This is a genomic window from Achromobacter sp. FW305-C-30-7 (genome assembly GCF_058783105.1).
In genome coordinates this window covers 149,707-173,424 of the sequence record NZ_JBYSYI010000010.1, presented here as the reverse complement: position 1 = coordinate 173,424, position 23,718 = coordinate 149,707, and the positions used below count along the sequence as shown (strand labels likewise).

At 66.3% G+C, this 23,718-nt stretch carries 24 protein-coding genes; 10 read left to right on the top strand and 14 right to left on the bottom strand.

Annotated features, from left to right (window positions below):
* Positions 1-72 precede the first annotated feature (72 nt).
* Complete coding sequence (locus AC3WOB_RS26715; protein ID WP_492276696.1) at positions 73-1,104, bottom strand: LysR family transcriptional regulator; 1,032 nt, start codon at positions 1,102-1,104, stop codon at positions 73-75.
* Between AC3WOB_RS26715 and AC3WOB_RS26710 the strand changes: the two genes are divergently transcribed.
* Genes AC3WOB_RS26710 through AC3WOB_RS26690 form a run of 5 tightly spaced genes read left to right on the top strand, consistent with a single transcriptional unit; the run spans position 1,076 to position 5,822 of the window.
* Positions 1,076-2,434, top strand: a complete 1,359-nt coding sequence (locus tag AC3WOB_RS26710) for an acyclic terpene utilization AtuA family protein (RefSeq protein ID WP_492276695.1) — start codon at positions 1,076-1,078, stop codon at positions 2,432-2,434. The genes AC3WOB_RS26715 and AC3WOB_RS26710 overlap by 29 nt on opposite strands.
* Before the next feature lie 2 nt (positions 2,435-2,436).
* A complete protein-coding gene (locus AC3WOB_RS26705; protein ID WP_492276694.1) occupies positions 2,437-2,763 on the top strand; it encodes an AtuA-related protein in 327 nt (108 codons plus the stop codon).
* 11 nt (positions 2,764-2,774) lie between these two features.
* A complete protein-coding gene (locus AC3WOB_RS26700) occupies positions 2,775-3,692 on the top strand; it encodes an SMP-30/gluconolactonase/LRE family protein (protein WP_492276693.1) in 918 nt (305 codons plus the stop codon).
* A 59-nt stretch (positions 3,693-3,751) separates the two neighbouring features.
* On the top strand, positions 3,752-4,723 hold the full coding sequence (locus AC3WOB_RS26695; protein ID WP_492276692.1) for a Bug family tripartite tricarboxylate transporter substrate binding protein: 972 nt from the start codon (positions 3,752-3,754) through the stop codon (positions 4,721-4,723).
* Between the two features lie 7 nt (positions 4,724-4,730).
* Positions 4,731-5,822, top strand: coding sequence for an SDR family oxidoreductase (locus AC3WOB_RS26690; RefSeq protein WP_492276691.1), 1,092 nt, complete (start codon positions 4,731-4,733; stop codon positions 5,820-5,822).
* 60 nt (positions 5,823-5,882) lie between these two features.
* On the opposite strand, the gene AC3WOB_RS26685 is transcribed toward AC3WOB_RS26690, so the two are convergent.
* From AC3WOB_RS26685 to AC3WOB_RS26675, 3 genes are all read right to left on the bottom strand, one after another.
* Positions 5,883-7,409, bottom strand: a complete 1,527-nt coding sequence (locus tag AC3WOB_RS26685; protein ID WP_492276690.1) for an FAD-binding oxidoreductase — start codon at positions 7,407-7,409, stop codon at positions 5,883-5,885.
* Between the two features lie 7 nt (positions 7,410-7,416).
* The gene (gene glcF / locus AC3WOB_RS26680) at positions 7,417-8,784 is read right to left on the bottom strand and encodes a glycolate oxidase subunit GlcF (protein ID WP_492276689.1); all 1,368 of its coding nucleotides are present in this window, start codon (positions 8,782-8,784) and stop codon (positions 7,417-7,419) included.
* Positions 8,785-8,891: 107 nt separating this feature from the next.
* Positions 8,892-9,848: a helix-turn-helix domain-containing protein gene (locus AC3WOB_RS26675; RefSeq protein WP_492276688.1), complete on the bottom strand. Its 957-nt coding sequence runs from the start codon at positions 9,846-9,848 to the stop codon at positions 8,892-8,894.
* A 149-nt stretch (positions 9,849-9,997) separates the two neighbouring features.
* On the opposite strand from AC3WOB_RS26675, the gene AC3WOB_RS26670 reads away from it, so the two are divergent.
* A complete protein-coding gene (locus AC3WOB_RS26670; RefSeq protein ID WP_013395326.1) occupies positions 9,998-10,963 on the top strand; it encodes a Bug family tripartite tricarboxylate transporter substrate binding protein in 966 nt (321 codons plus the stop codon).
* A 255-nt stretch (positions 10,964-11,218) separates the two neighbouring features.
* Complete coding sequence (locus AC3WOB_RS26665) at positions 11,219-11,608, top strand: OsmC family protein (RefSeq protein WP_492276687.1); 390 nt, start codon at positions 11,219-11,221, stop codon at positions 11,606-11,608.
* 51 nt (positions 11,609-11,659) lie between these two features.
* Here the strand turns inward: AC3WOB_RS26665 and AC3WOB_RS26660 are convergent, their stop codons facing one another.
* From AC3WOB_RS26660 to AC3WOB_RS26645, 4 genes are all read right to left on the bottom strand, one after another.
* Positions 11,660-12,265: a hypothetical protein gene (locus AC3WOB_RS26660; protein WP_492276686.1), complete on the bottom strand. Its 606-nt coding sequence runs from the start codon at positions 12,263-12,265 to the stop codon at positions 11,660-11,662.
* Between the two features lie 64 nt (positions 12,266-12,329).
* Positions 12,330-13,448, bottom strand: a complete 1,119-nt coding sequence (locus AC3WOB_RS26655) for a glycosyltransferase family 4 protein (RefSeq protein WP_492276685.1) — start codon at positions 13,446-13,448, stop codon at positions 12,330-12,332.
* Entirely contained in the window at positions 13,423-14,379 is a 957-nt protein-coding gene (locus tag AC3WOB_RS26650) for a glycosyltransferase family 9 protein (protein ID WP_013395322.1), read from the bottom strand. Before AC3WOB_RS26650 ends, AC3WOB_RS26655 begins: the two co-directional genes overlap by 26 nt.
* A gap of 181 nt (positions 14,380-14,560) precedes the next feature.
* Positions 14,561-14,911: a hypothetical protein gene (locus tag AC3WOB_RS26645; RefSeq protein ID WP_013395321.1), complete on the bottom strand. Its 351-nt coding sequence runs from the start codon at positions 14,909-14,911 to the stop codon at positions 14,561-14,563.
* 305 nt (positions 14,912-15,216) lie between these two features.
* Here AC3WOB_RS26645 and AC3WOB_RS26640 point away from each other — a divergent pair, with 305 nt between their 5' ends.
* Both AC3WOB_RS26640 and AC3WOB_RS26635 read left to right on the top strand, forming a co-directional pair.
* Positions 15,217-15,615: a PRC-barrel domain-containing protein gene (locus AC3WOB_RS26640; RefSeq protein WP_013395320.1), complete on the top strand. Its 399-nt coding sequence runs from the start codon at positions 15,217-15,219 to the stop codon at positions 15,613-15,615.
* A gap of 143 nt (positions 15,616-15,758) precedes the next feature.
* Positions 15,759-15,965: a hypothetical protein gene (locus tag AC3WOB_RS26635; protein ID WP_492276684.1), complete on the top strand. Its 207-nt coding sequence runs from the start codon at positions 15,759-15,761 to the stop codon at positions 15,963-15,965.
* Positions 15,966-15,968: 3 nt separating this feature from the next.
* Here the strand turns inward: AC3WOB_RS26635 and AC3WOB_RS26630 are convergent, their stop codons facing one another.
* From AC3WOB_RS26630 to AC3WOB_RS26605, 6 genes are all read right to left on the bottom strand, one after another.
* Positions 15,969-16,202 (bottom strand): hypothetical protein, encoded by a 234-nt coding sequence (locus AC3WOB_RS26630; protein ID WP_013395318.1) that lies wholly within the window; start codon positions 16,200-16,202, stop codon positions 15,969-15,971.
* Between the two features lie 175 nt (positions 16,203-16,377).
* A complete protein-coding gene (locus AC3WOB_RS26625) occupies positions 16,378-18,141 on the bottom strand; it encodes a gamma-glutamyltransferase family protein (RefSeq protein ID WP_492276683.1) in 1,764 nt (587 codons plus the stop codon).
* A 51-nt stretch (positions 18,142-18,192) separates the two neighbouring features.
* A complete protein-coding gene (locus AC3WOB_RS26620; protein ID WP_492276682.1) occupies positions 18,193-19,203 on the bottom strand; it encodes a Bug family tripartite tricarboxylate transporter substrate binding protein in 1,011 nt (336 codons plus the stop codon).
* A gap of 120 nt (positions 19,204-19,323) precedes the next feature.
* Entirely contained in the window at positions 19,324-20,319 is a 996-nt protein-coding gene (locus AC3WOB_RS26615) for a tripartite tricarboxylate transporter substrate binding protein (RefSeq protein WP_492276681.1), read from the bottom strand.
* A gap of 17 nt (positions 20,320-20,336) precedes the next feature.
* A complete protein-coding gene (locus tag AC3WOB_RS26610; RefSeq protein ID WP_492276680.1) occupies positions 20,337-21,359 on the bottom strand; it encodes a dipeptidase in 1,023 nt (340 codons plus the stop codon).
* Positions 21,360-21,406: 47 nt separating this feature from the next.
* Entirely contained in the window at positions 21,407-22,750 is a 1,344-nt protein-coding gene (locus AC3WOB_RS26605) for an NAD(P)/FAD-dependent oxidoreductase (RefSeq protein WP_492276679.1), read from the bottom strand.
* A gap of 176 nt (positions 22,751-22,926) precedes the next feature.
* On the opposite strand from AC3WOB_RS26605, the gene AC3WOB_RS26600 reads away from it, so the two are divergent.
* Positions 22,927-23,688 (top strand): IclR family transcriptional regulator, encoded by a 762-nt coding sequence (locus AC3WOB_RS26600; RefSeq protein ID WP_492276678.1) that lies wholly within the window; start codon positions 22,927-22,929, stop codon positions 23,686-23,688.
* Positions 23,689-23,718: the final 30 nt, after the last annotated feature.

Here is a 23,718-nt window from a genome sequence, read left to right as displayed (position 1 = left end):
CCTATTGCAGCCGCTGCTTCAACAACTGATAAAGCTCCTGCGGTTGCGATCGGCCTTGCCTCTCGCGCGACCCTAGGCCGGGTCTGTCTGCCGCAAGGTATCCAGGAAATGCAGCGCTGCCGCCGACAAGGAGCGCTGCTTCTTGAGCAATATGCCGATTTCCCGCGTGGCGCTGGGCGAATGCAGCGCCAAGCTGCACAGGCGCGTGGCGTCCATCAAACGCAGAGCCAACTGCGGGACCGCCGCGATGCCGACTCCGGCGGCCACCATCGCGCCCACCACCGAAATATTGTCCGACACGTAGTTCATCTCCGGCATCCGTCCCGAGGCGGCAAGAATCCGGTCGGTAACCTGGCGGATGCTGCTGGCTGGACCGCTCGCGATATAGGGACGGTCGGCGAAAACACTCCAGTCCACGCGCTTTTTGCGCGCCAGCGGATCGTCGATGGGGCAGATCAGGACGAATTTCTCTTGCAGCAGCGCAGAGAAGGTCACGCTAGCCGGCTGGTCCGGAATTTCGATGGATATGCCGATGTCGGCGTTGCCTTCCGAGACGGCCTGCGTGATCTGGCGCGCAGAGACCGCGTGGATGTTCAGCCGCACCTGCGGATGCGATTTCTGGAAGGCGCGCGCTGCCGCCGGCAGCAGGGCGGAGGCGACCGAGGGCAGGGCCCAGACATTGATGCTGCCGCGACGGCCCGCAATGAACTCCGACAGATCGCTGAGGGAATCGCGGAACTCCGACAGCATACGCATCGCAATCGGCACCAGTTCCGCGCCGGCGGCGGTAAGCGCGACGCCGTGCTTGTCGCGGTCGAAGAGCCTGGCGTCGAGTTTTTGCTCGGCGGCCTGCACCCGCCGGCTGAGCGCGGGCTGGGAGATGTGCGCGCGTTCCGCGGCCATGCGGAAGTTGAGCGTCTCGGCCACCAGCAGCACGGCCTCCAATTCGGAAATGGTCAGGGTCATTCGCTTGCGTGATGCGTTTGAGTTATTACCAAGATATAAATATATCAATTTCCAGATCAGGAAAGTCGCACGATACTGGTCCGAACCGTAAACACGGACGGAGACAGACATGAATGACCCGCGCAAGCGGCTGCGCATCGGCGTCGGCGCCGGCATGGCCGATGACCGCATCGGCCCCGCCATGCCATTGCTGGAAGACTGCGATATCGACTACCTGGTGTGCGAGTGCCTGGCCGAGCGGACGATCGCGCGCGAAACGCTGTCGCGCAAGCACGACGGGGCTCACGGCTATAACCCGATGCTGCAGGAGCGCATGCGCGCCTTTCTGCCCGCCTGTCGGGAGAAAGGCGTGCGGCTGGTGTCCAACATGGGCGCGGCCAATCCGGCCGGCGCCGCCCAGGCGGCACTCGACATCGGCCGCGACTTGGGATGGCATGAGCTGAAATGCGCCGCCGTCGTCGGCGACGATGTGACCGACCGGGTGCGCCGGCATCCCGAGCTGCGCCTGATGGATCGCGACCTGCCGCTGGAATCGATCCTGCCCCGGTTGGCCTCCGCGAACGCTTATTTGGGCGCCGATGTCGTGCGCGATGCGCTGGCCACCGGCGCCCACGTGGTGATGACAGGCCGGGTGGCCGATCCTTCGCTGTTTCTGGGCGTGGCGCTGCATCATCACGGCTGGGGCTATGACGACCTGCCCAGGTTGGCGGCCGGCACCATCATGGGCCACCTGCTGGAGTGCTCCGCCCAGATCACGGGCGGTTACTTCGCCGACCCCGGCAAGAAAGACGTTCCAAGATTGGCCGAGCTGGCCTACCCCTATGCCGATCTGTACGGCGACGGCGAGCTCTACATAGGCAAGCCCGCTGGCTCGGGCGGCCGCCTCGACCGCATGACCTGCACCGAGCAGGCGCTGTACGAGATTCACGATCCGGCGGCCTACATCACGCCCGATTGCGTACTGAACCTGGAAGGCCTGCATTTCGAAGAGCAGAACGCTGACCGGGTGGCCGTGCGCGGGTTTCACGCCGCGCCACGCACCGACAGCTACAAGGTCGTGGTCGGCTACTTCGACGGCTGGATAGGTTCGGGCGAAGTCGCCTACGCGGGCGTCAACGCCATCGCCCGGGCCCGGCTGGCGGCCGACACGGTAAAGGAAAGGTTCCGCCTCGACGGCGGCGTGGCCAGCGAGATCCAGGTCGACCTGATCGGCATCAGCAGCCTGCATGGCGACCATGCTCAAGCCCTGGCGAGCCAGCCCTACGAGGTCCGCCTGCGGGTCGCCGCGCGCTGCCCCGACAAGAAAAGCGCCCACCGGCTCGGCGACCACGTGCGGCAGTTGAACATGCAGGGGCCCTATGGCGCAGGCGGCCCGGTCAACCTGGGCGCCAAGGAGGTCATCGCCGTGGATGCCTTGCTGATTCCGCGCGGCTGGGTCACCCCGGAAGTGATTACCTTGGGAGCTTGAGCATGAGCATTCTGGTTTACGACCTCGCGCATGCGCGCGCCGGCGACAAGGGCAATACCTCGAGCATCGCCGTCATTGCTTACGACGACGACGGCTGGCGCGTGCTGCGCCAGGCGCTGACCGCCGAATGCGTCGAACAGGCCTTTGCCCACCTGGGAGCAGGGAAGGTGCGGCGCTACGAGGTGGCAAGCCTGAGGGCGCTGAATTTCGTCATCCCGAACGTGCTATCCGGCGGCGTCACGCGCTCGCTGCGCCTGGATCCGCACGGCAAGTCGCTCAGTTCGCTGATGCTGGGAATCGAGCTTCCAGGCAGCCTACCGCAATCCTGAAAGGACCCGCAATGTATCCTCCCGCTGAACCCATGGGCACCGAGGTGTTCGCCCGGCTGCCCGAATCCCTGCACTTGACCGAACAGCCCTCGACCTGGCTGGCGGCGCGGCACGTGAAGATGCACTCCTTCCTGGAAGGGCCTGCCTTCGATCGCGCCGGCAATCTGTGGTGCGTCGATCTGGCGCACGGGCGCATCCTGCGCGTGGACCCGGCAGGCAACTTCGAAGTCGTCGTCAGCTACGAAGGCGAACCCAACGGCTTGAAGATCCATCGCGATGGGCGCATCTTCGTTGCCGACCACCTCCACGGCCTCATGCTGCTGGATCCCGCAGCCCGCAGCATCCGGCCGTACCTGCAGCATGTGCAGCGCGAAGGCCTGAAGGGCCTGAACGATCTGTTCTTCGCATCCAACGGCGACCTGTACTTCACCGACCAGGGCGAAAGCGCGCTGGAGAACCCGACCGGCCGCGTCTTCCGCCTGCGCGCCGACGGCAAGACCGTGGACCTCTTGATGGACGGCCTGGCCGGGCCCAACGGCCTGGTCATGAACAAGGCCGAGAATGTGCTTTATGTGGCAATCACGCATGACAATGCGATCTTTGCGCTGCGCCTGGAGCCCGGCGGCCAGATGAAGAAGGCCAGCCGGTTCATCCAGCTATCCGGCAGCACGGCCGGGCCGGATGGCTTGGCCATAGACAGCGCCGGCAACCTGGCCATCGTCCATGCCCAGGCAGGCACCGTATGGCTGTTCAGCCCCCTGGGCGAGCCCCTCTACCGCATACGGTCCTGCGCAGGCATGCGCACCACCAATGTCGCCTTTGGCGGCGAGGACATGCGCACCTTGTACATCACCGAAGCGGAGCAGGGCGTCATTCTGCGCGCGCGCTTGCCGCATCCCGGCAAGCCGATGTACTCGCACGGCGATTGACTCGCCTGCCACGCTCCCCATCCACGCAAAAAAAATCACCGCACACCGGAGACAACGCCATGATTTCCTTCCGATTGATTGCCGGGCTGGCCCTGAGCCTGGCCGCCTTCACCAGCGCGCAGGCCGCCGATGCCTATCCCGCGCGCCCCATCCGCCTGATCGCCACATTTGGCCCGGGCAGCTCCATCGACATCATTGCGCGCCTGGTTGCCAAACCGTTGAGCGAGCAGCTCGGCCAGCCGGTGATCGTCGAGAACAAGCCCGGCGCCGGCGGCGACCTGGGCACCGACCTTGTCGCCAAGTCTGCCAAGGATGGCTACACCATCGGTTTCGCGTCCGCCGGGCCGATCACGGTCAATCCCAATGCCCGCAAAAAAATGCCCTATGACGCGCTCAAGGACCTGGCGCCGGTCGCCCTGGTGGCCACGGGCCCGAACGTCATCCTGGTCAACCCTTCGATCCCGGTGACGAACCTGAAGGAATTGATCGCCTACATCAAGGCCAATCCGAACAAGGTCAATTACGCCTCGGCGGGCGTCGGCACCAGCGGCCATATCGCGGGCGAACTTTTCCAGCATCTGTCCAAGACCGAAATCCTGCACGTGCCTTACAAGGGCAATAGCGACGCCATCACCGACACCCTGGGCGGGCGCACCCAGATGGTCATCAGCGGTGTTCCGCCCATCCTGTCTTTCGTGAAGTCCGGCCAGCTGCGTGCCCTGGCCGTGGCCGACACCAAACGCTCGCCGCTGCTGCCGGACGTGCCCACCGTTGCCGAGGCCGGCCTGCCGGGCGCCGAAAGCGTCGCCTGGTACGGCATCGTGGCGCCCGCCGGTACGCCGCAGGCCATCCTGGATCGCCTTCACGACGAGATCGCCAAGGCGGTGAGCAACCCTGAAACGCAAGAGAAATTCGCCGGCCTGGGCATTGTTCCGACCGCGGACAGCCGCGAGGAATTCGGCAAGCGCATGGCGGATGAGTACGTGCGCTTCCAGCAGCTGTTCAAGCAGATCAACCTGGTCATGGATTGAGGGAATCATGTCGCGCACCGTTCTCGTCACTGGCGCCAGCGGCTTGGTCGGCTCCGCTGCCGTCGACTCGTTTCTGAACGCCGGCTGGGAAGTCATCGCCGTCTCCCGGCGGCCCCCGGAAATCATCAGCCAAAGGCCGTTCACCCATTTGCCGGTTGACCTGCAGGATGCGGAGGCCTGCCGCCGCGCCTTCGAGTCCTTGCCGCAAGTCACGCATGTCTTTTATGCGGCCGTCTATGAAAAGCCCGGCCTCATTGCAGGCTGGCAGGACGCGGAGCAGATGTCCACCAACCTGAGCATGATCAGGCACGTGATCGAGCCGCTGAGCCGCAGCGGCGGGCTACGCCATGTCACGGTGCTGCAAGGCACCAAGGCTTATGGCGTGCACCTGCACCCGATCCGCATTCCGGCGCGCGAGCGTCAGCCTCGGGACGACCATCCGAACTCTTACTGGTTCCAGGAAGACTACATTCGGGAAAGGGCCGCGCAGTGCGGCTTTGGTTGGACGATATTCCGTCCCACCATCGTGGTCGGCCCCAACGTGGGCGTGGCGATGAATACCGTGCCGGTGATCGGCGTCTATGCGGCGCTGTGCCAAGCGGAAGGCAAGCCGTTCGGCTATCCGGGGCATATTTCCTACCCACGCGAAGCCGTGGACGTGCGCCTCATCGGCGATGCGGGCGTCTGGGCAGCTGAGAACCCGCAATCCTGGAACGAACACTACAACCTGACCAACGGCGAAGTCTTCAGTTGGCGCGATCTGTGGCCGTCGCTGGCGGAGTTCCTGTGCGTCGAAGCGGGTCCGGACCAGCCCGTCTGCCTGGCCGAATATCTGCCCAGCCGCGCGCCGTTGTGGGACGAGATCGTCAAGCGGCTTGGCTTGCGGCCCTTGAGCATGGGCCAGATCCTGGGCGAATCCCATTTTTCCGCCGACGCCCGGTTCGGCTACGGCCTGAAAGCGCCGCCCCCTCCGGCCTTTGTCAGCACGGTGAAGATCAAGCAGGCGGGCTTCACGCAGACCTACGATACCGAAGCTTGCGTCAAGCACTGGCTTGGGGTGCTGATGGAGCGGGGGATACTTCCACCCCGCCTGGTTTGAGAGAAGGGGGGCGTGCTGCCCGCCGCTGCCCGGGGCGCAGCACGCCCCGGGAGTCCATCTTCACTCGATGCCGTATTTGCCCGGGGCGATGACGCCATTCGGGTCCAGCGCGGCTTTGATCGACGCGCAGGCAGACACGAACTCCGGCATGCGCTGGGCCTGATGGAACCCGTGGTACATGGTCGGCGCCCGGCCTACGAAGATCCCGCGCTCGGCGAACAGCTGGGCCAGCGCCCGGTAGCAGGCGTCTGCGCGGGCGGTTTCGTCGGCGTCTTCGCGGTTGTAGATGATCGCGTGGATGGCGCGGGCGAAGCGCGCGCCGCAAACGTTCGACAGCAGGTATTCCAGCCCGTGGTCGTGGCAGATGCGGCGCGCCTGCGCCTGCAAGTCGTTGACGATGTCGCCCGCGACGGGGGAGCCCGCCGACAGCCAGATCGCGCCGCCGCCCGGGCGCCAGCCCAGCATCTTCAATTCGCTGTCGGTCGGCACGCCGGTGTTGGAGTTGATGGCGATGTGCAGGGGGCCGATGTCCTCAGCTTCCTCCATGGGAATCTGGCGTCCCTTGCCCGAGGCCAGGAAATGCTGGGCGATGCGGTCGATCTGGGGCTGTACGGCGACACGGCTGGCGCCGTACACGGCGCCTGATACGGTCCAGGATCCCAGGTCATACTGCCGCCGCAGCGCGGCGCGGCCCTCGTCGGACAGCGCGCGCTTGCCGCCGTTGGCCGTGTATTCCGGGTTGGTGGCCGCCGAGGACAGTAGATACAAGTCATTGGTGGCGCGGATCAGCGTCGGCACGAAGTTGCTCAGCTTAAGCGGACGGATGCGTTCGACGATCTCCCCCAGGTCTTCGTCGTCGGGGAAGGTGAAAAAGAAGGGTTCGATATGCGGCGGCCGCGGCATGAGCCACATGCCCACGCGGGTGACGATGCCGAAGTTGGATTGAGAGAACAGACCGTCCAGCGTCGGGCCGAAGCTGTATTTGGAAACGTGCCAGTTGGGATGCGAGGACCCGGCCAGGCTGCCGTCGCCGGTGCGGATCACGTCGCCATTGCCGAGCACCACCTCCATGCCGCAGCTCATGCCGAAATGATCGGCGTAGGCGCCGCTGCCGCCGCCCTTGTCCAGGGCGTTCGCGAGGATGCTGCCCTGCGACGGGCCCGCGGTGGGCGAGATCATCAGTTTGCTTTCCCGGCGCTGCAGCTCGTCGTGCATGGCGCGGAAGCTCACGCCGGGTTCGAGCACGCAATAGCCCAGCGTCTCGTTGACTTCCAGGATGCGGTTCATGCGCCGGCCCAGGTCCACCACCACCTGGCCGGGACGGATGGGCGAGCGGGTGCCCAGGCCGATGTTTTGGCCATTGCTGATGGGATAGAGCTGAACGCGGAACCGATTGGCCAGGCGCACCAGCGTTTGCACGGCCTCGGTCGAGTCGGGATAGGCGACGGCGCCGGGGCGCACGTCGGCGCTGGGCAGCGTATGTTCGCCGTAGCGTCCGAGGACGTCGTCGCCCAGCGTGATGGCGTCCGCGCCTAGCTCGGCCGCCGCCGCATGGGCGAAATCTACGATAGGGTCATTGGAAGGCATTCGTCTTTCACCACAGAAGATCGCCGCTGCCGGCGGTTGTCGGAACCGGCGTGGCCGCCGGAGTTGGAGCGTTGGCCGCCGCCTGTGGCGGCTTGGGCCGGAAGTCTTCAAGGCCGCGCGGGGGCGGCCCGCCGGTGGCCCAGTCCAGCAACTGGACCGTGTGCGCCACGGGCACGGACGTGAAGCGCGAGATCTGCACCAGGCATCCCATGTTGCCGGCGGCGATCACGTCCGGCTGGCCAGCCGAGGCGTGGCCTGCCTTGCGCTGTCCCAGGCGGTCCGAGATGGCCGGCTCGAGAATGTTGTAGGTCCCTGCCGAGCCGCAGCACAGGTGCGATTCCGCGATGTCGCGCACTTCCATGTCCAGCTTGCCCAGTGCGCGGCGCGGCGGCCGTTCGATCTTGAGGCCATGCTTGAGCGAACAGGAGTCGTGATAGGAAACGGCCAGGCCTAGCGCCGAGCCGCTGGCGGTCAGCGGCAGGCCGGCGGCGATCTGCGCGATGTCCTGGGTGGCATCGACCACGAGGCGCACTTGCGCCGACAGTTCGGGGCGGTCGGAAAGCAGTTCTTCATAACGTTTGATAACGGAACCGCAGCCTGAGGTGGTGCTGATGATGGCGTCGATGTGCCCGGCCTGCAGCGCGGCCGACCAGCTGCGGACGGCCTGTTTCATGTGCCGCGTGGCGGCCTCGCGTCGTCCCATGTGCAGTTCGAGTGCGCCGCAGCATTGCACACCGGGTACCGCGACGACGGCGTAGCCAGCGCGTGTGAGCAGGCGCTTGGCCGAGGCGTTGATCTCGGCGCCGAGCACCGACTGGGCGCAGCCGTCCAGCAGCGCCACGCGGCGCGTCGCGTTGGCGGGCGGCTGTGGTTCGGCCTCGGCCCGCGGCGCGAACGCCGCCAGCGCGGGGGCGCTGGAGAGGGAGGCCAAAGCGCCCAGCGGCCCGCCCAGGCGGCCCGTGACGCCGCGTAGCAAGCGACCTGCGGCTGCGGCGGGACGCAGCAGCGCGGGAGTCGTCAGCACACGGGCCAGCGCTGAGCGCAGCAAGCGCTGAGTCAGCGGGCGCGCCTTGCTTTTTTCGATGTGCTCGCGGGCGCCGTCGATGATGGCGTGATACGAGACGCCGGCCGCGCAAGTGGTTTCGCACGACAGACAGGACAGGCAGCGGTCCAGATGGCGCACGGCGGCCGGGCTGGGCGCATTGCCGCTGTCCAGCATCTCGCGCGCCAGCGCGATCCGGCCGCGCGGTGAATCAAGCTCTTCGCCATCGAGCACGTAGGTAGGGCAGACCGCGGTGCAAAAGCCGAAATGCACGCAACTCTCGGTGGCGGCGCGGACCGCGTCTTGGCGGTGGATGGTGATGGTCTTGGGCATGGTGCGACGGAAGCTTGCCGGCCAGGGCCGGGATGAAGCTCATTCTGCCGTCGGGAGCTGCGCGGGGCTGTACCCAGCGCGCCAGCGGACGCCGCCCAGGGCGTCATTCAGCTGCGAGTCTGCCCTTGTTTGAGCAGATTGACGGGCAATTCGCCGTATCGCTCAGAGAAGCGTCGCGTGAAGTGGGAGAGATTGTTGAAGCCGCAGGCGAAGGCGGCCTCGCTGACCGTGCGGGTCTTGCCGGCCGCCAGTAGCTCATGCGCGAGCGCCAGGCGGGCCTGCACCACGTAGGCCTCGAACGACAGCGCGGCATGTCGCGCGAACAGGCGGTGCAGGGTGCGGACCGATATGCGGCAGGCGGCGGCCACCCTTGCGGGCGACAGGTCCGGGTTGGCGATTGCCGTATCGATGTGGCGCTTCACGCCGACGAAGCTCAGTTCGGTGGAAGGGGGCGCCGCGGCGTCCGCCATGGATGAGCACTGCAGCGCGACGATTTCGATGACGGCATCCAGCAGCGTGTCGACGGTGCGGTCCTGGAGCTTGACCTCCGTATCGGTCAGCAGGCGCATGGCTTCGGTGAGCACGGGCGCGAATGGCATGTCGGCCGGCAGGCTGGCCGGCGCGCGCAGCCGCCGCATGCCTGGGGCGCGCGCGCTCAAGGCGTGGCGCGGCAACAGGACCAGCCGGCGCGAGGTCGCTTCCGGGAACGTAATGTCGAATGCGGACCCGGTGTCGAGCAGCCCGAATTCTCCCGGCCGCAGGCACAACTGCTCGTCGCCCTGGGACATCAAGGCGCTGCCCTGCAATTGCAGGCTGAGCATGAGGTGATCGCCATTGAGGCGACTGACCTGCCGCTGGGAGCGCCGGATCATATGCGGGGAGCTCGCGAAGTTCACGAGCCGGACTCCCGCGCGGTTCTGGCTGAACATCGTGCCCGCGAATCCGGCGTCGGGTTCGGCGCGGAATTCAGAATCGAGCACACCGGCGCAGACCGCATCCTGCCAGAACGCCAGGGCGTGCTGGCCGTGATCGTGGGTGCTCCAGTTGTGCCATTCAGGTGCCATCTCGGCTCCGGGGTCCGTTGCGTGCTGTCGCTGCCAGCGGCATCGGCTGGCACCTTGGGTCGTGCCCAATGTAGCGAGGCGGTGGAGAATGGGCCATTCGTGCATTCCCCAGTAACGGCGCACTAGGTTCAACGAATGGAGCGTGTGGCATGAAACGGTTTTTATCTTTGTGGGCAGGTGCTGTGCTCGCAGTGTCGGCCTGTGGCGCCGCGGCGCAAGACTATCCGGCGCGGCCCGTACGCATGATCGTGGGCTTCGCGCCGGGTGGCGGCAACGATATCCTGGCCCGTCTGATGGCGGAGCAGTTGCAACGCCGCCTGGGCCAGCCCTTCATCGTGGAGAACCGGCCGGGCGCCAGCGGCGCTATCGCCATCGGCGCGGTCAAGCGGGCCGAGCCGGACGGCTACACCCTGCTGGTGGGGCCAAGCAGCGGCATGACCGTCAATCCGGCCATCTACAACAACTTGGACTACGACCCCGTCGCCGATTTCGCGCCGATCTCCCTCGTCGGAGACATTCCGATGATCCTGACCGTCAAGGCGGACAGCTCGGCGCGCTCGGTGGCCGATCTGGTTGGTCAGGGAAAAAAGAGCGGCAAGCCTCTGTTCGCAGGTTCGGGCGCCAACTCCTTCCAGCTGGCTACCGGACTTTTCGCCAAGCGCGTCGGCCTGGAAACGGAGGTGGTCAACTACAAAGGGAACTCCGCCGTGGTTGCTGCGTTGCTGGCCAATGAGATCGACTTTGCGCTGATCGACACCGCGGCCGTATTGCCGCAGATCCGCAGCGGCCGACTGAAGGCGCTGGCCGTCACGGGGGCGAAGCGCTTTACCTTGCTGCCCGACGTGCCTACCGTCGCGGAGTCCGGCGCGCCGGGCTTCGCCATGTCATTCTGGTCGTCCCTGTACGCCCCAGCGGGGACGCCGCCAGCCGTCATCGAGAAGCTGCAGACCACCGTATCCCTCGCCGTGCGCGAGCCCGCCGTGGCCAATCGTTTGCTGGAACTGGGCATCGATCCCGTAGGGAGCGCGCCGCAGGTTCTGGCCGACACCATGGCCCGGGAGATTCCGATGTATGCCGCGGCGGCGAAGGCGGCGAACCTGTCGCCTGTGCAGTAGGTGGGTGGTAGGGGGCTGCCGGAGAAAAGCCTTCAGGTTGCCGACTATGTGCCGCAATCGGCGCGCGTGGAGCCCTGGGCGCGGACCGGTCGCATCAGCACAAGCCCCACGCTTTCGCCCGTGCAATGGCTGCGACAGAAGGAGGATGCGACCTCCCACCCTGTCACTGCCGGTACCAGTACCTCCGCAGGCCTTCCTCGACGTCCAATCGGGGCTTAGCCTGTCATGCCTTTCATTCCACAACAGGAGACTGACATGGTGACGGCGAAGCGGCTGGGCGAGCCTTATGGTGTCGAGGTAACGAACGGGCAGAATGTCCTGCTCTCGGACACACGCAAGGGCGACAAAGGAGGAAACACAGGCATGCGGCCGCACGAGTTGCTTGAAAGCGCGCTTGCGGCCTGTGTCTGCATGTCCATCGACATGGCCGCGGAGCGGGCGGGCATCGCCTTGCCCGAGAGTACGGTGGATGTCGTCATCGAACGCCTGGACCACGAAACCGGATTCGAGGTCAGCTTGCGCTTCGCGGCGGCGCTGACGGCGGCGCAGCAGGATCTGGTCCGCGGGGCCGCGCAGGCATCGCCGGTCGCGCGAACGCTGGGCAAGGCGGTGCGGGTACGGCCCGCTGTCATCCTGGATGCCTGACCAGAGGGCACTGACACTTGCGGGCAGATCGCGCTTTTGCCCTCGCCTCGGCTACTGGCTGAACTCAAAGACGTAGCTATTCGCCGACCCCGCCGTGCGGTTGTACAGCGGGCACCAGCCGTTGACCGGCGCGACTTCGCAGTAGCGGTTGCGGCCAAATACCTGGGCGATCTTCCAGCCCTGGGTCTGGTCGGCGCGTTCCAGCAGGTACTGCATGCGCACACCCCGTTCCTTGCGGTCGCGCTCGTCATTGTCGACGGGGAAGCCGGGGGTGGAGGGCGTGGTGTTGCGGATCTGGGCGACGACGAAGGCGCGCGTGTCGGACTGGACGTCGACATTGACGACGCTGCGCTCGTAGGTTTCGAGGCTGCACTTTTCGTCGCCGTTCTGGCGCGCCTGGAGCTGCGCCGTGGACAGGGAGTCTTCGGCCGCGCTGAACGGACGGTACAGCTCGGCCATTTCCTTGCAGGCGGTGGCGGTGTAGCGGTCGTGCGCGTCGCGGACCTGCCACCAGGACTTCACCGCCGCTTCGGGCGTATTGGCGTCCAGCTGCAGTTTCGGCGTGGCGGCTTGCAGCCGTTCCCAGGGTGTTTCTTCCTGCTTGGAGCAACCCGTCAAGGCGATTGCCAGGACGAGCAGTAGGGCGGGCTTGGTCACGGTACTGAATCGGGTAAACAAATCGGGGGCACCATGATAGCGCTTTCGCCGTGACGATCGTCCGTCAGCCGGGGCGCAGCGCGCGCTTGTACGCCTCCAGGGTGCTGAACATCTTGCCCGCCAAGCGGAAGTTCGCATCCGCGTAGGCGCGGGCGTTGCCGACCATGGCCGCAGTCTGCGCGGGGTTGCCGCGGATCTGCATGATGCGGTTTGCGTAAGCGGCGACGTCGCCCGGCGGCGCCAGCCAGCCGGTCTGGCCTGGTGTGACGATTTCCGGCAGCCCGCCGACATCGCTGGCGACCACGGGGCGCCGCGCCGCATAGGACTCGGGCACGACGCGCGACCAGGCCTCGGTGGCCGAAGGCACCAGCACCACGTCGGCGGCGCGGATCATTTCCGCAACATTGTTGCGATGGCCTGCGAACACCACATGCTCGGATATGCCCAGGTCGACAGTCAGTTGATGCAATGCATAGGCATAGGGCTTGGTACTGGCCGTGGGCATGCCGACCACCAGCGCAATGGCGGGCATGCCCTGGGCGCGCAGCCGCTGCACCACGCGCAGCAGGTCGGACTGGCCTTTCTCGGGGCGCAGCATGCCTATGGTGGCGATGACGCAGGCGCTGTCGGGAGCGCGCATGCCCAGAGCTTGCCGGGTGCGCAGGCGCGCCTGCGGCGTGTCGCCGGGCAGGAAGAACTCGTCGGCGGCCCATTCTCCGACCACGCTGACCTGTTCGGGTGCGGCCAGGCGCGCGGCCAGGATTTCCTGTTTGCCCAGCAGGCTGGTCGCGATGACGTGGTCGCACCCGAGTTTCCATTCCAGCCGGCGCCGCGGCGAGGAGCGCATGGGCTTGGCGAAATGGCGCGTCCTGACGACCGCGCACAGGTCGCGGCACAGCGCCGCGGTCTTGCCGTCCGCCCGGCTGTGGCTGTCGATGATGTCGATGCGCAGCGCCTTGACGGCGCGGCGCAGCTTCAGGACGGTGGCGGGCGAGTAGGCGGAGTCGAAGGCAATGTCCACGGCGCGCAGACCGCGCTGCCGCGCTTCGCGCCCGATTTCGCTGTCCGCGGGAGCGGCAATGGCGACTTCGTAGCCGTGGCGTTGCAGCCAAGCCGATTGTTCGAGGACGCGGAATTCCAGCCCGCCCAGGCTGCGTTCAGCCAACGTATGCAGGATGCGCATGATGCTCCAGGACTTTGCGGCAGGCGGCCAGCACGTCGTCGGGCGTGATGGCGTTGATGCCTTCGCGGGGATGGCGGGGAACGACTGCGGCGGAGTAGGGCCGGTCCCAGAACCACTCGGGATTGGACTCGTTGAAAACGCCGACATAGGGCACGCAGGCGCCTTGCGCGATATGCGAGGGGCCGCAATCGTTGGCCACGACCAGGCGCGCGCGCAGCATGATGGCGCTGAGCTCCGGCACGGAGCGGCAATAGGCGATCGAGAACTCCGGGCGCCGCAAGGTTTCGAGTTTGTCGCGTTCGACGGTTTCCTGTTCTCCCAGCACGAACAGGAAGCGGGTGTGCTGACCCAGCAGCAGCTTGAGCCTCTCGGCCAGGCGCAGATAGTTCAGCAGGCTCCAGCGCTTGAACTCGCCTGAACCGCCGCCGGGTATCAGCACCACGTCGGCGCGCGGCGCTTCATCGATATGCGGGCGCGCCAGCGCCTGGAAGCAGCGCCGCGCCGCGAGCTCGGCGTCGAACCCGCGATAGGAGGCCAGCAGGCGCAGATTGGCCAGGCCGATGTATTCGGCAATGTTCTTGCGGTGGCAATGCGTCCAGACCAGATCGCTCACGCGCTCGTTGCGAAAGCCGAAGCGCAAGGCGGGCCGGCGCAGCAGATTGAGCAGGCCAAAGCGCTCGCTGCTGTGATGCAGGCTGACGCAGACCGGGGTGTTCCTCTTTAGCGTGCGCAGATAGTCGCCGAAGGTGGCGGCGCGCACGAACTCGTCGACCCAGGGCACGCCCCGGTAAAAGCCGGCCAGGTCGTCGCGGGCGACCACCCGGATCCGCCTGGACGCCCACCAGGTTTTCAGTTGATAAAGCGCCGGCAGGGCGACGATCTGGTCGCCCAGCCGAGGCTGGCTTCTGACATAGACAACGACTTCCGGCATGGGTGGCCTCGTTTGCGCGGCAGCGATTTTTCGGGGTCCAGGGACCGCTGCCGCGCAATGTATCGATCGAGTCGAACGAATCTTTCCGAGGTCTTTTAAGGAGTGTGAAGAACATGCCGGCGCTACTGCACAAAACTAAACAACCTTTTTGGCGGTTGCCAGTTCTGCCGTAGCGGCGGACTTACTTGGAGCCACCGGTGTTGGGATATCCCGCAGGCGGCGTGGCTCCGCCGCCCTTGGTGCCGGGCACGTTGTCGTTGGCCTCGCGGTGACGGCCCTGCTTGTCGGTCGTGTGCTTGTCGGACTTGGTGTGATCGCCCTTGTTCATATTGGGCGGATTGGTCGGCGTGTTGGGCGTCGCATTCGGCGCGGGCGGTATTTGTCCGGGAGGCACGGGCTGGTTCGGGGGAACGGCAGTGCCGTCGTTGGGGGTGTTGGAGGGCGAGGTGGGCATGGCGGACTGCGCCAGCGCACCGGCCGAAGCCAGTCCGGCGGACAGGGCCAGCGCGTAGGTAAGGGCTCGGATTTTCATGAATACGCTCCTATGTGGGATAGCGGGATGCAACCCGCAAGCGCCGTGCCCATTGCCACTTGCCTGATGGGCAGCTGCGTGCATGGGAAAAATGTACCGACCGCAGTCATCGGTGCGCAGTCCAAGGCAGCAAAATCGGCGCAACCGTAGCGTCGGTGCGCGCGGCAAGGGGCGCCTCGGAGATACGGGCGGGGGCGGCGCCCGATGGGCATGGCGCTTGCTGGAGTACTTGTCCCGGATCGGCGCACAGGGTGTCGCCGCAATCGGATTTCAACGTGGGGATCGGCCCCGCACAGGAGAAACGCATGGAGCATCAAACCAATATTGTTGGCGGGCCCAAGGACTCGGCAACCGGGCCTGGCCCGGAAGTCATGGCTGCGGACACCCTGGAGGGCAACGACGTCGTCAACGCGGCGGGCGAGGGGTTGGGATCCATCAAGGACATCATGATAGATGTGCCACGCGGACGAGTCGCTTATGCGGTGTTGTCGCGGGGCGGCATTTTGGGGATGGGCGACAAGCTTTTTGCCATTCCATGGGCGGCATTGACCCTGGACACGGACCGTAAGTGCTTCATCCTGAACGTGGACAAGGAGGTGTTGAAGAACGCACCGGGTTTCGACAAGGATGATTGGCCCAGGATGGCGGATGAAAGTTGGGCGCTGAGCGTGCACAAGTACTACAACCAGGATCCCTACTGGTAAGTCGGAAGTGATGAAGAGGGCGGCTATCGGCCGCCCTTTTTTTGCGGCAGCCATCGCCTCACGGGGTGAACTGCCCAGGCCGCAGGCACGCCGCTTGCTGATGTAGCGGACTGCTGCATCCCCTTACTTCCAGGAGTAGCGTCATGGACAAGTTCGAACGCGATACGACGGCGCCTTCCATCGAGGTTTTGAGCGAGGGTGAACTCAGGGCGCGGCGCACGCTGGAAGCCGCGCGACGCCTGCTCGACCCTCACGCGGAGCCAGCGGCGGCGACGGTCTCGCCGGTCGAGGCCGAACTCCAGCGCTACGTCAAGGAAGCATATCGCCGGCGCTCATACACGTACGGCTGAGCATTAGGGCTGCTGCTCGTCCCAGACAGACATGTGCCGGTATTGTTCGGCGCGCGCCAGCGTGCGGTAGAAATCCGCGCCGACGCGTACCAGCCTTTCCAGTTCCTCTGGCGGCAGCCTCGGCTGCAGCGCGACCAGGCATTCGGCATAGTTGGCCAATACTTCGGGCCAGTCATTGAAGTCCCGGTCGATCGCTGGCGTGGCGATCATTTGTGCCAATAGTTCCTCGCGATCCATATGCATGTTCCGCAGCAAGCGCACTGGTTGCAGATACGCCTGCAGGTCTGCGCATCTAGTGGGGTATCTGGCGTTCACCAGCAATCGCTGTTCCCGCTCATTGCGCCCAGGCGGCTCGGCAGATGCAGCAGGCGTCATGCCTGGCCCTGTCGTGCGTTCGGGGCGCCGCGCCGACTTACCACCCCGCCGCGTAAGCCGGCCGGCGCGGGTCCGCCCCGCCCCAGCGCACGCCGCTGTCCAGGTCATGCCTGACCATGCAAACGGCGCCGGCCCGCCAGCTGTGGCCTTGCCACCATTTGACGGTATGACCCATTTCGGCAAGTTTTTCGCCCGCGCCGCGCGCGATCATGTCTTCGATCATCAACCGGCCCGGCATGGCGTTGTGCGGTTCGAACGACGAGGGGAAGCTGAAGCTTGCAAAGCGCGGAGCCTCGACCGCCTGTTGCACGTCCATGCCGAACACCTGCATGTTCAGGAAGGTCTGCAGCATGGCCTGGCACTGTACGTCGCCTCCAGGCGTGCCGAAAGGCATGACGTATTGGCCGGGCCGGATGGCCAGCGAGGGGTTGGGCGTGAGCCGCGGTCGGCGGCCCGGCCCGATTGCGCAGGGGTGGCCGGCCTCGGCCCAGGATTGGCTGCCGCGCCCGGAAGCGCAGATGCCGGTTCCCGGGATGACGGGGACGTTGTAGGAACCGTCGCTGGGCGTGGCCGAAAAGGCGTTGCCTTCCCTGTCCACCACCGCCACGTAGGAGGTATCCAGGCGCGGATCCGTGCGCGCCATGTCTTCGGGGCCGGCGGCGCGCAGGTCGATATCGCGCGCCTCGGGCAGCGCGCCCGCCGGCGGCATGTCCGGACCGGCGCGATCCCGGGCGATCATGGCCAGCCGCGCGCGCGCGTATTCCTTGGACAGCAAGGCCGCTTGCGGCACCTGGGCATGGCGCGGATCGGCGTAGTGCACCTCGCGGTCGGCAAAAGCCAGTTTGATGGCTTCGGTCAGCAGGTGCACATAGGGGGCGGAGTTGTGGCCCAGGCCGCGCAAATCGCAAGGCTCAAGAATGTTCAGCATTTGCAGCAGCGAGGGTCCCTGGCACCAGAAGCCGCAGCTGTGCACCTGCGTGCCGTGGAAGTCGGTGGACAGCGCCGGATCGACTTCGACGGAAAAGCCGCGCAGGTCCTCGTGGGTGATCAGCCCGCCTGCTTCCTTGTGATACTTGACGATGGCCGCGGCGATGTCGCCTTCGTAGAACGCGCGGCGGGCGGCGGCCAGGCCGGCCTGCCGGCCGTCGCCGCGATGGGCGCGTTCTTCGTCGGCCATGTACTGGATGCTGCGCGCCAGGTCGGCCTGGCGGAATATCGATCCCGCCGCTGGCGGCTTGCCGCCAGGCAGGTAGATCGCGGCGCTGGAAGCCCAGCGGGCGTAGTTCTTTTCGTTTTCGGCCAGCACCTCGGCCATCAGCGGGTACATGACGAAGCCCTCGCGAGCCAGCCGGATGGCGCCGGCCGCGACCTCGCCGAAGCCCATGGTGCCGAATCGTTCCAGCGCGGTGATCCAGGCGTCGGGCGCGGCCGGAATGACGGTGCGCAGCACGCCCGCCGGGATCGTGCCGGCGTGTTTTTCCAGGAAGGTCTCCAGGCGTGCGGCCTTGGGCCAATAGCCCAACCCGGAAATGCTCCACACCTTGCGGGTCTTGGCCTGGTAGACCAGGATGGGCGCGACGCCGCCGAAGTTGACGATGTCGCTCTGAACCACGCCCAAGGCGATGCCCGCCGCCACGCCGGCGTCGACGGCGTTGCCGCCTGCCTGCAGTACGTCCATGCCGGCCTGCGTGGCCAGGTAGTGGCCGGCCGAGATCATGTGGTTCAGGCCGGCCAGCGCGGGGCGCATGGAAGAGGGGGCGCTGCCGGCGGTCAAGTCGGGGGCGTGGGGGGAATTGGACATCGAAGTCTCCGGTCGGAAGAGGTTCCTGCTTGCCTGCGCGGCTTCAAATGATCATTGCGGCTTGATGCCCAGCTTTTGCGTCACGTCCTGCCAGCGCTTGAACTCGGCTTGTAGGTAGCTGCGGAATTCGTCGGGGGAGCTGCCTTCCACCATCACGTCGCGCGCTTCCATGGCGGCGCGCACGTCGGCGCTGGACAAGGCGGTCTTGGTGGCCTTGTACAGGCCATCGACGATCGCGGGCGGCGTGCCCTTGGGCAATAGCAGGCCGTACCAGGAACCGCCGACCAGGTTCGGATAGCCGCTTTCCTTGGCGGTGGGAATCTCGGGCGCCCGGTCCAGGCGCTGGTCGCTGAAGATGGCCAGCGCCTTCAGCTTGCCGTTACGGATGAAGGGCAGCGTGGTGCCCGGCGTGTCCAGCGTGTACTGCACCTGCCCGGCCATGACGTCGTTGAGCAGCGCCGCGCTGCCCCGGTAGGGCACGTTCGTGGTCTTGATTCCGGCATCCATGTTCAGCTGCTCGGAGAAGAAGAAGTTGGCGGTCATGATGCCTGGCGAGGCATAGTTGACCTCTCCGGGGCGGCTGCGCGCGTACTCCACCAGTTCAGGCAGCGTGTTGGGCGGGAACCCCGGGTTGGCGACCAGGATGAAGGGGCCGCCGCCGATGCGGGTGACCGGGATCAGGTCGTTCATGGGGTCGTAGGGCAGGTCCTTGACCGTGAGCGGCGCTCCGGTCAGCGGCGATGCCGTGGCGAACAGCACGGTGTAGCCGTCGGGCTCGGCCCGCACGACCTGCTGGGTCGCGATGGTGCCGCTGGCGCCGGCGCGGTTCTCGACCACGACGGGCTGCTTGAGTTCCTGGCCCAATTGTTGCGCCAGCATGCGCGCCACCGTGTCCGTGCCGCCGCCGGGTGGGTATCCGACGATCAGGCGTATCGGCTTGGCGGGCCATGCCTCGGCCAGCGCCGCGACCGGGTGTGCGGCGGCCAGCAGGCCGGCCAGGCCGCACAAGGCTGCGAGAGCGCGGTGGCGTGTAAGCAGAATGGCGAGTGCTCGAACAATCATGGATATCTCCTGGACTCTTCTTGCTGGCCGAGGCCCTGGCGGATCCCGGCGGTTGTCGGACCATACGTGGCCCCAAGCCGAATCGGCCCGGCTGCGGCGGCGCAGCCGAGCCGTGGCGCCTTACTTGTTGGCGGCCAGCCCCAGCTTGCGGACGATCTCCGCTTCCAGGGCGTACTGCTGGGCGGCATAGGCGGCATAGTCCTTGCCGTCCATGTAGACCAGCTCCTGCCCGTACTGGGTCAGGATCTGTTTGAAGGCATCGGATTCGGCCACCTGCTTGAAGACGGCATGCAACCTGGAAACGACGGCGGGCGGCATGCCCTGGGGGCCGGCGATGCCGAATGGCGCGTTGGCCGGCGGCGTGCCGTCCACTTCGTGCAGGGTGGGCGTGTCGGGATACTGGGCGCTGCGCTGTTCGCCCCAGGTGACCAGCATGCGCATCTTGCCGGACTGCACCATGGGCTGCACGGTGGTCGAGCCGGCGTACGCCGTGACCTGGCCCCCGATCACCGCGGTCAGCACCTCGGATTCGCCCTTGTAGGGGATATGGCGCCATGTCACGCCGTTGCGGCCGGCAATGTCTTCCATCATCACGTTGGAGGCGCTGCCGACGCTGGCCGTGCCATAGGTGACTTCATTCGGGTGCTGCTTGGCGTAGCTGATGAAGTCGGCCCAGGTCTTGTACGGGGAGGCGGCGGGCACCGCCACGCCCAGCGTGTAGCCGCTGAGCATCATGACGTAGGTGAAGTCGCGCCTGGGGTCGTAGCCCATGTCCTGGATGTGGGGCATGCGATAGACCGGGCTGGGCAGGACGGCCAGCGTGTAGCCATCGGGACGCGCGCTCTTGATGGCGCGCGCGCCCATGGTGGCGCCGGCTCCGCCGCGGTTCTCGATGACGATGGCCTGGCCCAGTTCGGGCGCGGCGAGTTCGGCGAACTTGCGGATCACGATGTCGGTGGAGCCGCCGGCCTGGTAGGGCACGATGACGTGGACAGGCTGGGCGGGATAGGGGGCGGCAGCGGCAGCGGGCGCCGCGATGGCGGCGCCGGCAAGCGGCAAGGCGCGGGCCGCGCAGGCCAGCGCGGCGGTGAAGTAGCGGTGCAGGCGCAGGGGCATGGTGATCTCCATTCGATTCAGTTGGCGGTCCATGCCTGCGCGAGCGCGCGCTGGAAGTTTCCGCCCAGCACGCCCAGGATCTGGCTGTCCGTCAGGCCGGCTTGATGCAGCGCATGGGTAAAGGCGGGGAATTGCGCCGGCGTCGGCGTTTCCACGGGATAGCGCGCTTCCATGACGTCGCCAAAGGCATCGGAGAAGTCGCCGCCCGATTTGGCGTACTTGGTGCGCGACATCACCATCACGTGACGCACGGCCTCGTAGGTGTCGACCGACGGGAAGTCGGTACCGATGCCCACGTGCTCGTAGCCGACCAGTTCGCCGATGTACTTCACGTTGGCGACGAAGTCCGACAGCAAGGGTTGCTGGCGTGGATCCCCGCGCCAGCTCAGGTAGGCGTGGATGCTGCAGCCGACCACGCCGCCGGTCGCGGCGACCGCCTTGATGACCTCATCCGACTTGTTGCGCGGACGCGTGATGACGGCGTTGGCGTTGGCATGGGTCAGCAGCACGGGCTTGCTGCTGTGACGGGCGGCGTCCAGGCAGGTCTGCGGCGCGCAGTGGCTGAGGTCGATGGCGATGCCGATGCGGTTCATCTCTGCGACCATCTTCACGCCCAGGTCGCTGAGGCCGGCGTTGCGCTTTTCCAGGCAGCCGTCGCCCAGCAGATTGGCTTCGTTGTAGGTCAGCTGGATGACGCGCATGCCCAATTCATGGAACAGGGCAACGCGGTCGATCTGGTCGCCCAGCGGCTTGCCGTTCTGCCAGCCCATGATGAGCCCCAGCTTGCCGGCCTGCTTGGCGCGCGCGATGTCATCGGCCTTTTCCACCAATAGCCAGGGCGAGTCCGGCGCGGCGCAGCGCTGGCGCCAGGCCATGCAGTCGCGCAGCGCCTGCTCGAAGTCCGCACCCATCTCGCTGATCGTGACGTTGATGGCGCTGACGCCGCCGGCCAGCATGTCGCGGGTGTTGCCGTCGCTGAAGAAGACCAGGCCGTCGACGACGGTGGCGCGGCGATGCAGGTCGACGCTGTGGCTATCCATGAAAGAATTCCCCTGTGGTTGTACGAGTGTTCGGAGGCTTGCCGCCGTCATGTGCCGTAGCGGCCGTAGCGGAATGGGTGCAGATCGATGGCCGGCGTCTGGCCCTGGATCAGTTGCGCCATGGCTTCGCCAACCGCCGGGCCGATGCCGAAGCCGTGGCCCGAGAAGCCGGAAGCCAGGTAGAGCCCGGGCAGCCCGGGCACCGCGTCCATGACGGGCATGGCGTCCGGCGTGACGTCGATGTAGCCGGCCCAGGACTGCGCGATGCGCGCCGCGCGGAAGGCGGGAAAGGCCTGGACCAGCCTGCGCCACGCCTGCTCGACGCCGCGCCTGGACGGCGACGGATCCAGCACGCGATGCCGTTCGAAGGGCGATACGCGATCAGCCGGGAAATGGCGCGGGATCTTCAGTTCCTCGAAGAAACGCTTGCCGAAGCGCAGCCGCACGAAGCTGCTGTTGGCGCGCCACGCGCTGAAGAAATGAGGCATCAGGCGGAAGGTGTCGGGCACCACGTCCGCCATCGATGCGCCGAACTGCGATACTGAGTATCCGCCGTCGGCACGCTTGCGGCAGGTGAAATCCTTGCCATTGATGGCGGCCAACGGGCCCGTGTCCAGCGGGGTCGTGCGCAGCACGGATCCGCGGACCTTCAATTGCGGGAAGTCGGCGCCCAGGTTGCCGCAGAACAGCCGCGACCAGGCGCCGGCTGCGACCAGTACCGCCTGGGTTGCGACGCGGCCGCGCTCGGTAAGCAAGGCGGATACGCGGCCAGCGCTGCGTTCCACGCCGCGCACGGCGCAGCCTTCCAGGATGTGCGCGCCCGCTGCGCGGGCCAGTGAGGCTATGCCGCGCGTTGCCAACTGCGGTTCGGCGACGCCGTCCGTGGGGCTGTACATGGCGCCCGTCCAGGCGCGTCCGGTCGACGACAGCATTTTCCGCAGCATGCGGTTATCCAGCAGGCGGGCATCCACGCCATGCGCGCGCGCGCCGTCGATCCAGGCCTGGTGGCCCGCCGCGTCCGCGTCGTTTTCCTGCAGGTAGAACATGCCGCTGCGGCGGAAGCCCACGTCCACCGTGGCCTGGATCTCCTGCCACAGCTGGTTCGCGCGCTGGGCCAGGGGCACTTCAGGCAGGTCTCGTCCCAGTGTGCGCACCCAGCCCCAGTTGCGCGACGATTGCTCGCAGGCCAGCGTGCCTTTTTCGAACACGGCGACCCGCAGCCCGGCGCGCGCGAGGGCGTAGGCAGTGCTGATGCCGATGATGCCGCCGCCGACGATGGCGACGTCGACAGCGGCAGGCAGCGCCGTGTCCGAGGCTGCGTCTGAACTGCCGTTCGCGGCCTGTGGCCTGGCGTTGGCCAGCGCCGGGTCATGGGATGGATACGCTTGCATGAAACCCCAATTTGTTTAATTATCGCTATTCGATAACAATATACGTATATCGATAAATCTGGGTGTTCTTATACTGCTCGCGGGGCCAGGCCACAACGTAAGGGTTTCCCTAGGCCAGCTTGCTTTCCCGGTTTTTGCGGACAAAATTCCCTCCCAGCCATACACACGGAACCCGAATGTCTGAACCTTCCGCCTTGATGATCCAGTCGCTGGAAAAAGGGCTGGCCGTGCTGGAGTCCTTCCGCGGCCACGCCTCCTTGAGCTTGCAGGAGATGGCCCGCGAGAACGGCATCACTATCGGCTCGGCGCAGCGCGTGGCCTACACGCTGGAGAAAACCGGCTACCTGGCCAAGGATCCGCGGAGCAAGCGCTACAGCATGACCGTCAAGGCCGTGGGTCTGGGCTACAGCTATCTTTACCGGCAGCCCTTGTTCCAGCATGCGCATGCGGTGCTGCACCAGGTCAACCAGGAGTGCGGAGAGATCGTCAACCTTGCCGTGCCTGATGGCGACAACATGGTGTTCGTGATGCGCGTGGCGCCAGCCAGGCACATTCCCGAGTACCTGCCGGTAGGCACGCAGATACCGTGCGTGGCGACTGCCTCGGGGCGCGCGCTATGGGCCTTGTTGCCGCCGGAAGAACTCGAACTGAAGTTGCGCGGCATCACGTGCGTCAAGCACACGCCGCGCACCACCACCGATATCGGCAAGCTGCGCGCGTTGATCGAAGAGGCCAGGCGCGACCAGTACGCCTATGCCGACGAAGAGTTCTACGCCGGGGACCTGAATGTGGCCGCGGTCATCCATGACGACAAGGGCAATCCCCTGGGGGCGCTCAACATATCCGTGCCCAAGCCGCGCTGGTCGCTGGAGCGCGCGCGCGCGGAGTTGGGGCCATTGGTGATCAGGGCGGCAAGAGCGATCAGCAAACGCAATTGATGCGGACTGGGTGCGCAAGCCGCGGCGTGG

What these genes read in the sequence shown, in the direction of transcription:
- AC3WOB_RS26710 (WP_492276695.1), top strand. Translation starts at nt 1,076, where the DNA reads ATGAATGACCCGCGCAAGCGGCTGCGCATCGGCGTCGGCGCCGGCATG.
- AC3WOB_RS26715 (WP_492276696.1), bottom strand. Translation starts at nt 1,104, where the DNA reads ATGCGCAGCCGCTTGCGCGGGTCATTCATGTCTGTCTCCGTCCGTGTT.
- AC3WOB_RS26705 (WP_492276694.1), top strand. Translation starts at nt 2,437, where the DNA reads ATGAGCATTCTGGTTTACGACCTCGCGCATGCGCGCGCCGGCGACAAG.
- AC3WOB_RS26700 (WP_492276693.1), top strand. Translation starts at nt 2,775, where the DNA reads ATGTATCCTCCCGCTGAACCCATGGGCACCGAGGTGTTCGCCCGGCTG.
- AC3WOB_RS26695 (WP_492276692.1), top strand. Translation starts at nt 3,752, where the DNA reads ATGATTTCCTTCCGATTGATTGCCGGGCTGGCCCTGAGCCTGGCCGCC.
- AC3WOB_RS26690 (WP_492276691.1), top strand. Translation starts at nt 4,731, where the DNA reads ATGTCGCGCACCGTTCTCGTCACTGGCGCCAGCGGCTTGGTCGGCTCC.
- AC3WOB_RS26685 (WP_492276690.1), bottom strand. Translation starts at nt 7,409, where the DNA reads ATGCCTTCCAATGACCCTATCGTAGATTTCGCCCATGCGGCGGCGGCC.
- glcF (WP_492276689.1), bottom strand. Translation starts at nt 8,784, where the DNA reads ATGCCCAAGACCATCACCATCCACCGCCAAGACGCGGTCCGCGCCGCC.
- AC3WOB_RS26675 (WP_492276688.1), bottom strand. Translation starts at nt 9,848, where the DNA reads ATGGCACCTGAATGGCACAACTGGAGCACCCACGATCACGGCCAGCAC.
- AC3WOB_RS26670 (WP_013395326.1), top strand. Translation starts at nt 9,998, where the DNA reads ATGAAACGGTTTTTATCTTTGTGGGCAGGTGCTGTGCTCGCAGTGTCG.
- AC3WOB_RS26665 (WP_492276687.1), top strand. Translation starts at nt 11,219, where the DNA reads ATGGTGACGGCGAAGCGGCTGGGCGAGCCTTATGGTGTCGAGGTAACG.
- AC3WOB_RS26655 (WP_492276685.1), bottom strand. Translation starts at nt 13,448, where the DNA reads ATGCGCATCCTGCATACGTTGGCTGAACGCAGCCTGGGCGGGCTGGAA.
- AC3WOB_RS26650 (WP_013395322.1), bottom strand. Translation starts at nt 14,379, where the DNA reads ATGCCGGAAGTCGTTGTCTATGTCAGAAGCCAGCCTCGGCTGGGCGAC.
- AC3WOB_RS26645 (WP_013395321.1), bottom strand. Translation starts at nt 14,911, where the DNA reads ATGAAAATCCGAGCCCTTACCTACGCGCTGGCCCTGTCCGCCGGACTG.
- AC3WOB_RS26640 (WP_013395320.1), top strand. Translation starts at nt 15,217, where the DNA reads ATGGAGCATCAAACCAATATTGTTGGCGGGCCCAAGGACTCGGCAACC.
- AC3WOB_RS26635 (WP_492276684.1), top strand. Translation starts at nt 15,759, where the DNA reads ATGGACAAGTTCGAACGCGATACGACGGCGCCTTCCATCGAGGTTTTG.
- AC3WOB_RS26630 (WP_013395318.1), bottom strand. Translation starts at nt 16,202, where the DNA reads ATGGATCGCGAGGAACTATTGGCACAAATGATCGCCACGCCAGCGATC.
- AC3WOB_RS26625 (WP_492276683.1), bottom strand. Translation starts at nt 18,141, where the DNA reads ATGTCCAATTCCCCCCACGCCCCCGACTTGACCGCCGGCAGCGCCCCC.
- AC3WOB_RS26620 (WP_492276682.1), bottom strand. Translation starts at nt 19,203, where the DNA reads ATGATTGTTCGAGCACTCGCCATTCTGCTTACACGCCACCGCGCTCTC.
- AC3WOB_RS26615 (WP_492276681.1), bottom strand. Translation starts at nt 20,319, where the DNA reads ATGCCCCTGCGCCTGCACCGCTACTTCACCGCCGCGCTGGCCTGCGCG.
- AC3WOB_RS26610 (WP_492276680.1), bottom strand. Translation starts at nt 21,359, where the DNA reads ATGGATAGCCACAGCGTCGACCTGCATCGCCGCGCCACCGTCGTCGAC.
- AC3WOB_RS26605 (WP_492276679.1), bottom strand. Translation starts at nt 22,750, where the DNA reads ATGCAAGCGTATCCATCCCATGACCCGGCGCTGGCCAACGCCAGGCCA.
- AC3WOB_RS26600 (WP_492276678.1), top strand. Translation starts at nt 22,927, where the DNA reads ATGTCTGAACCTTCCGCCTTGATGATCCAGTCGCTGGAAAAAGGGCTG.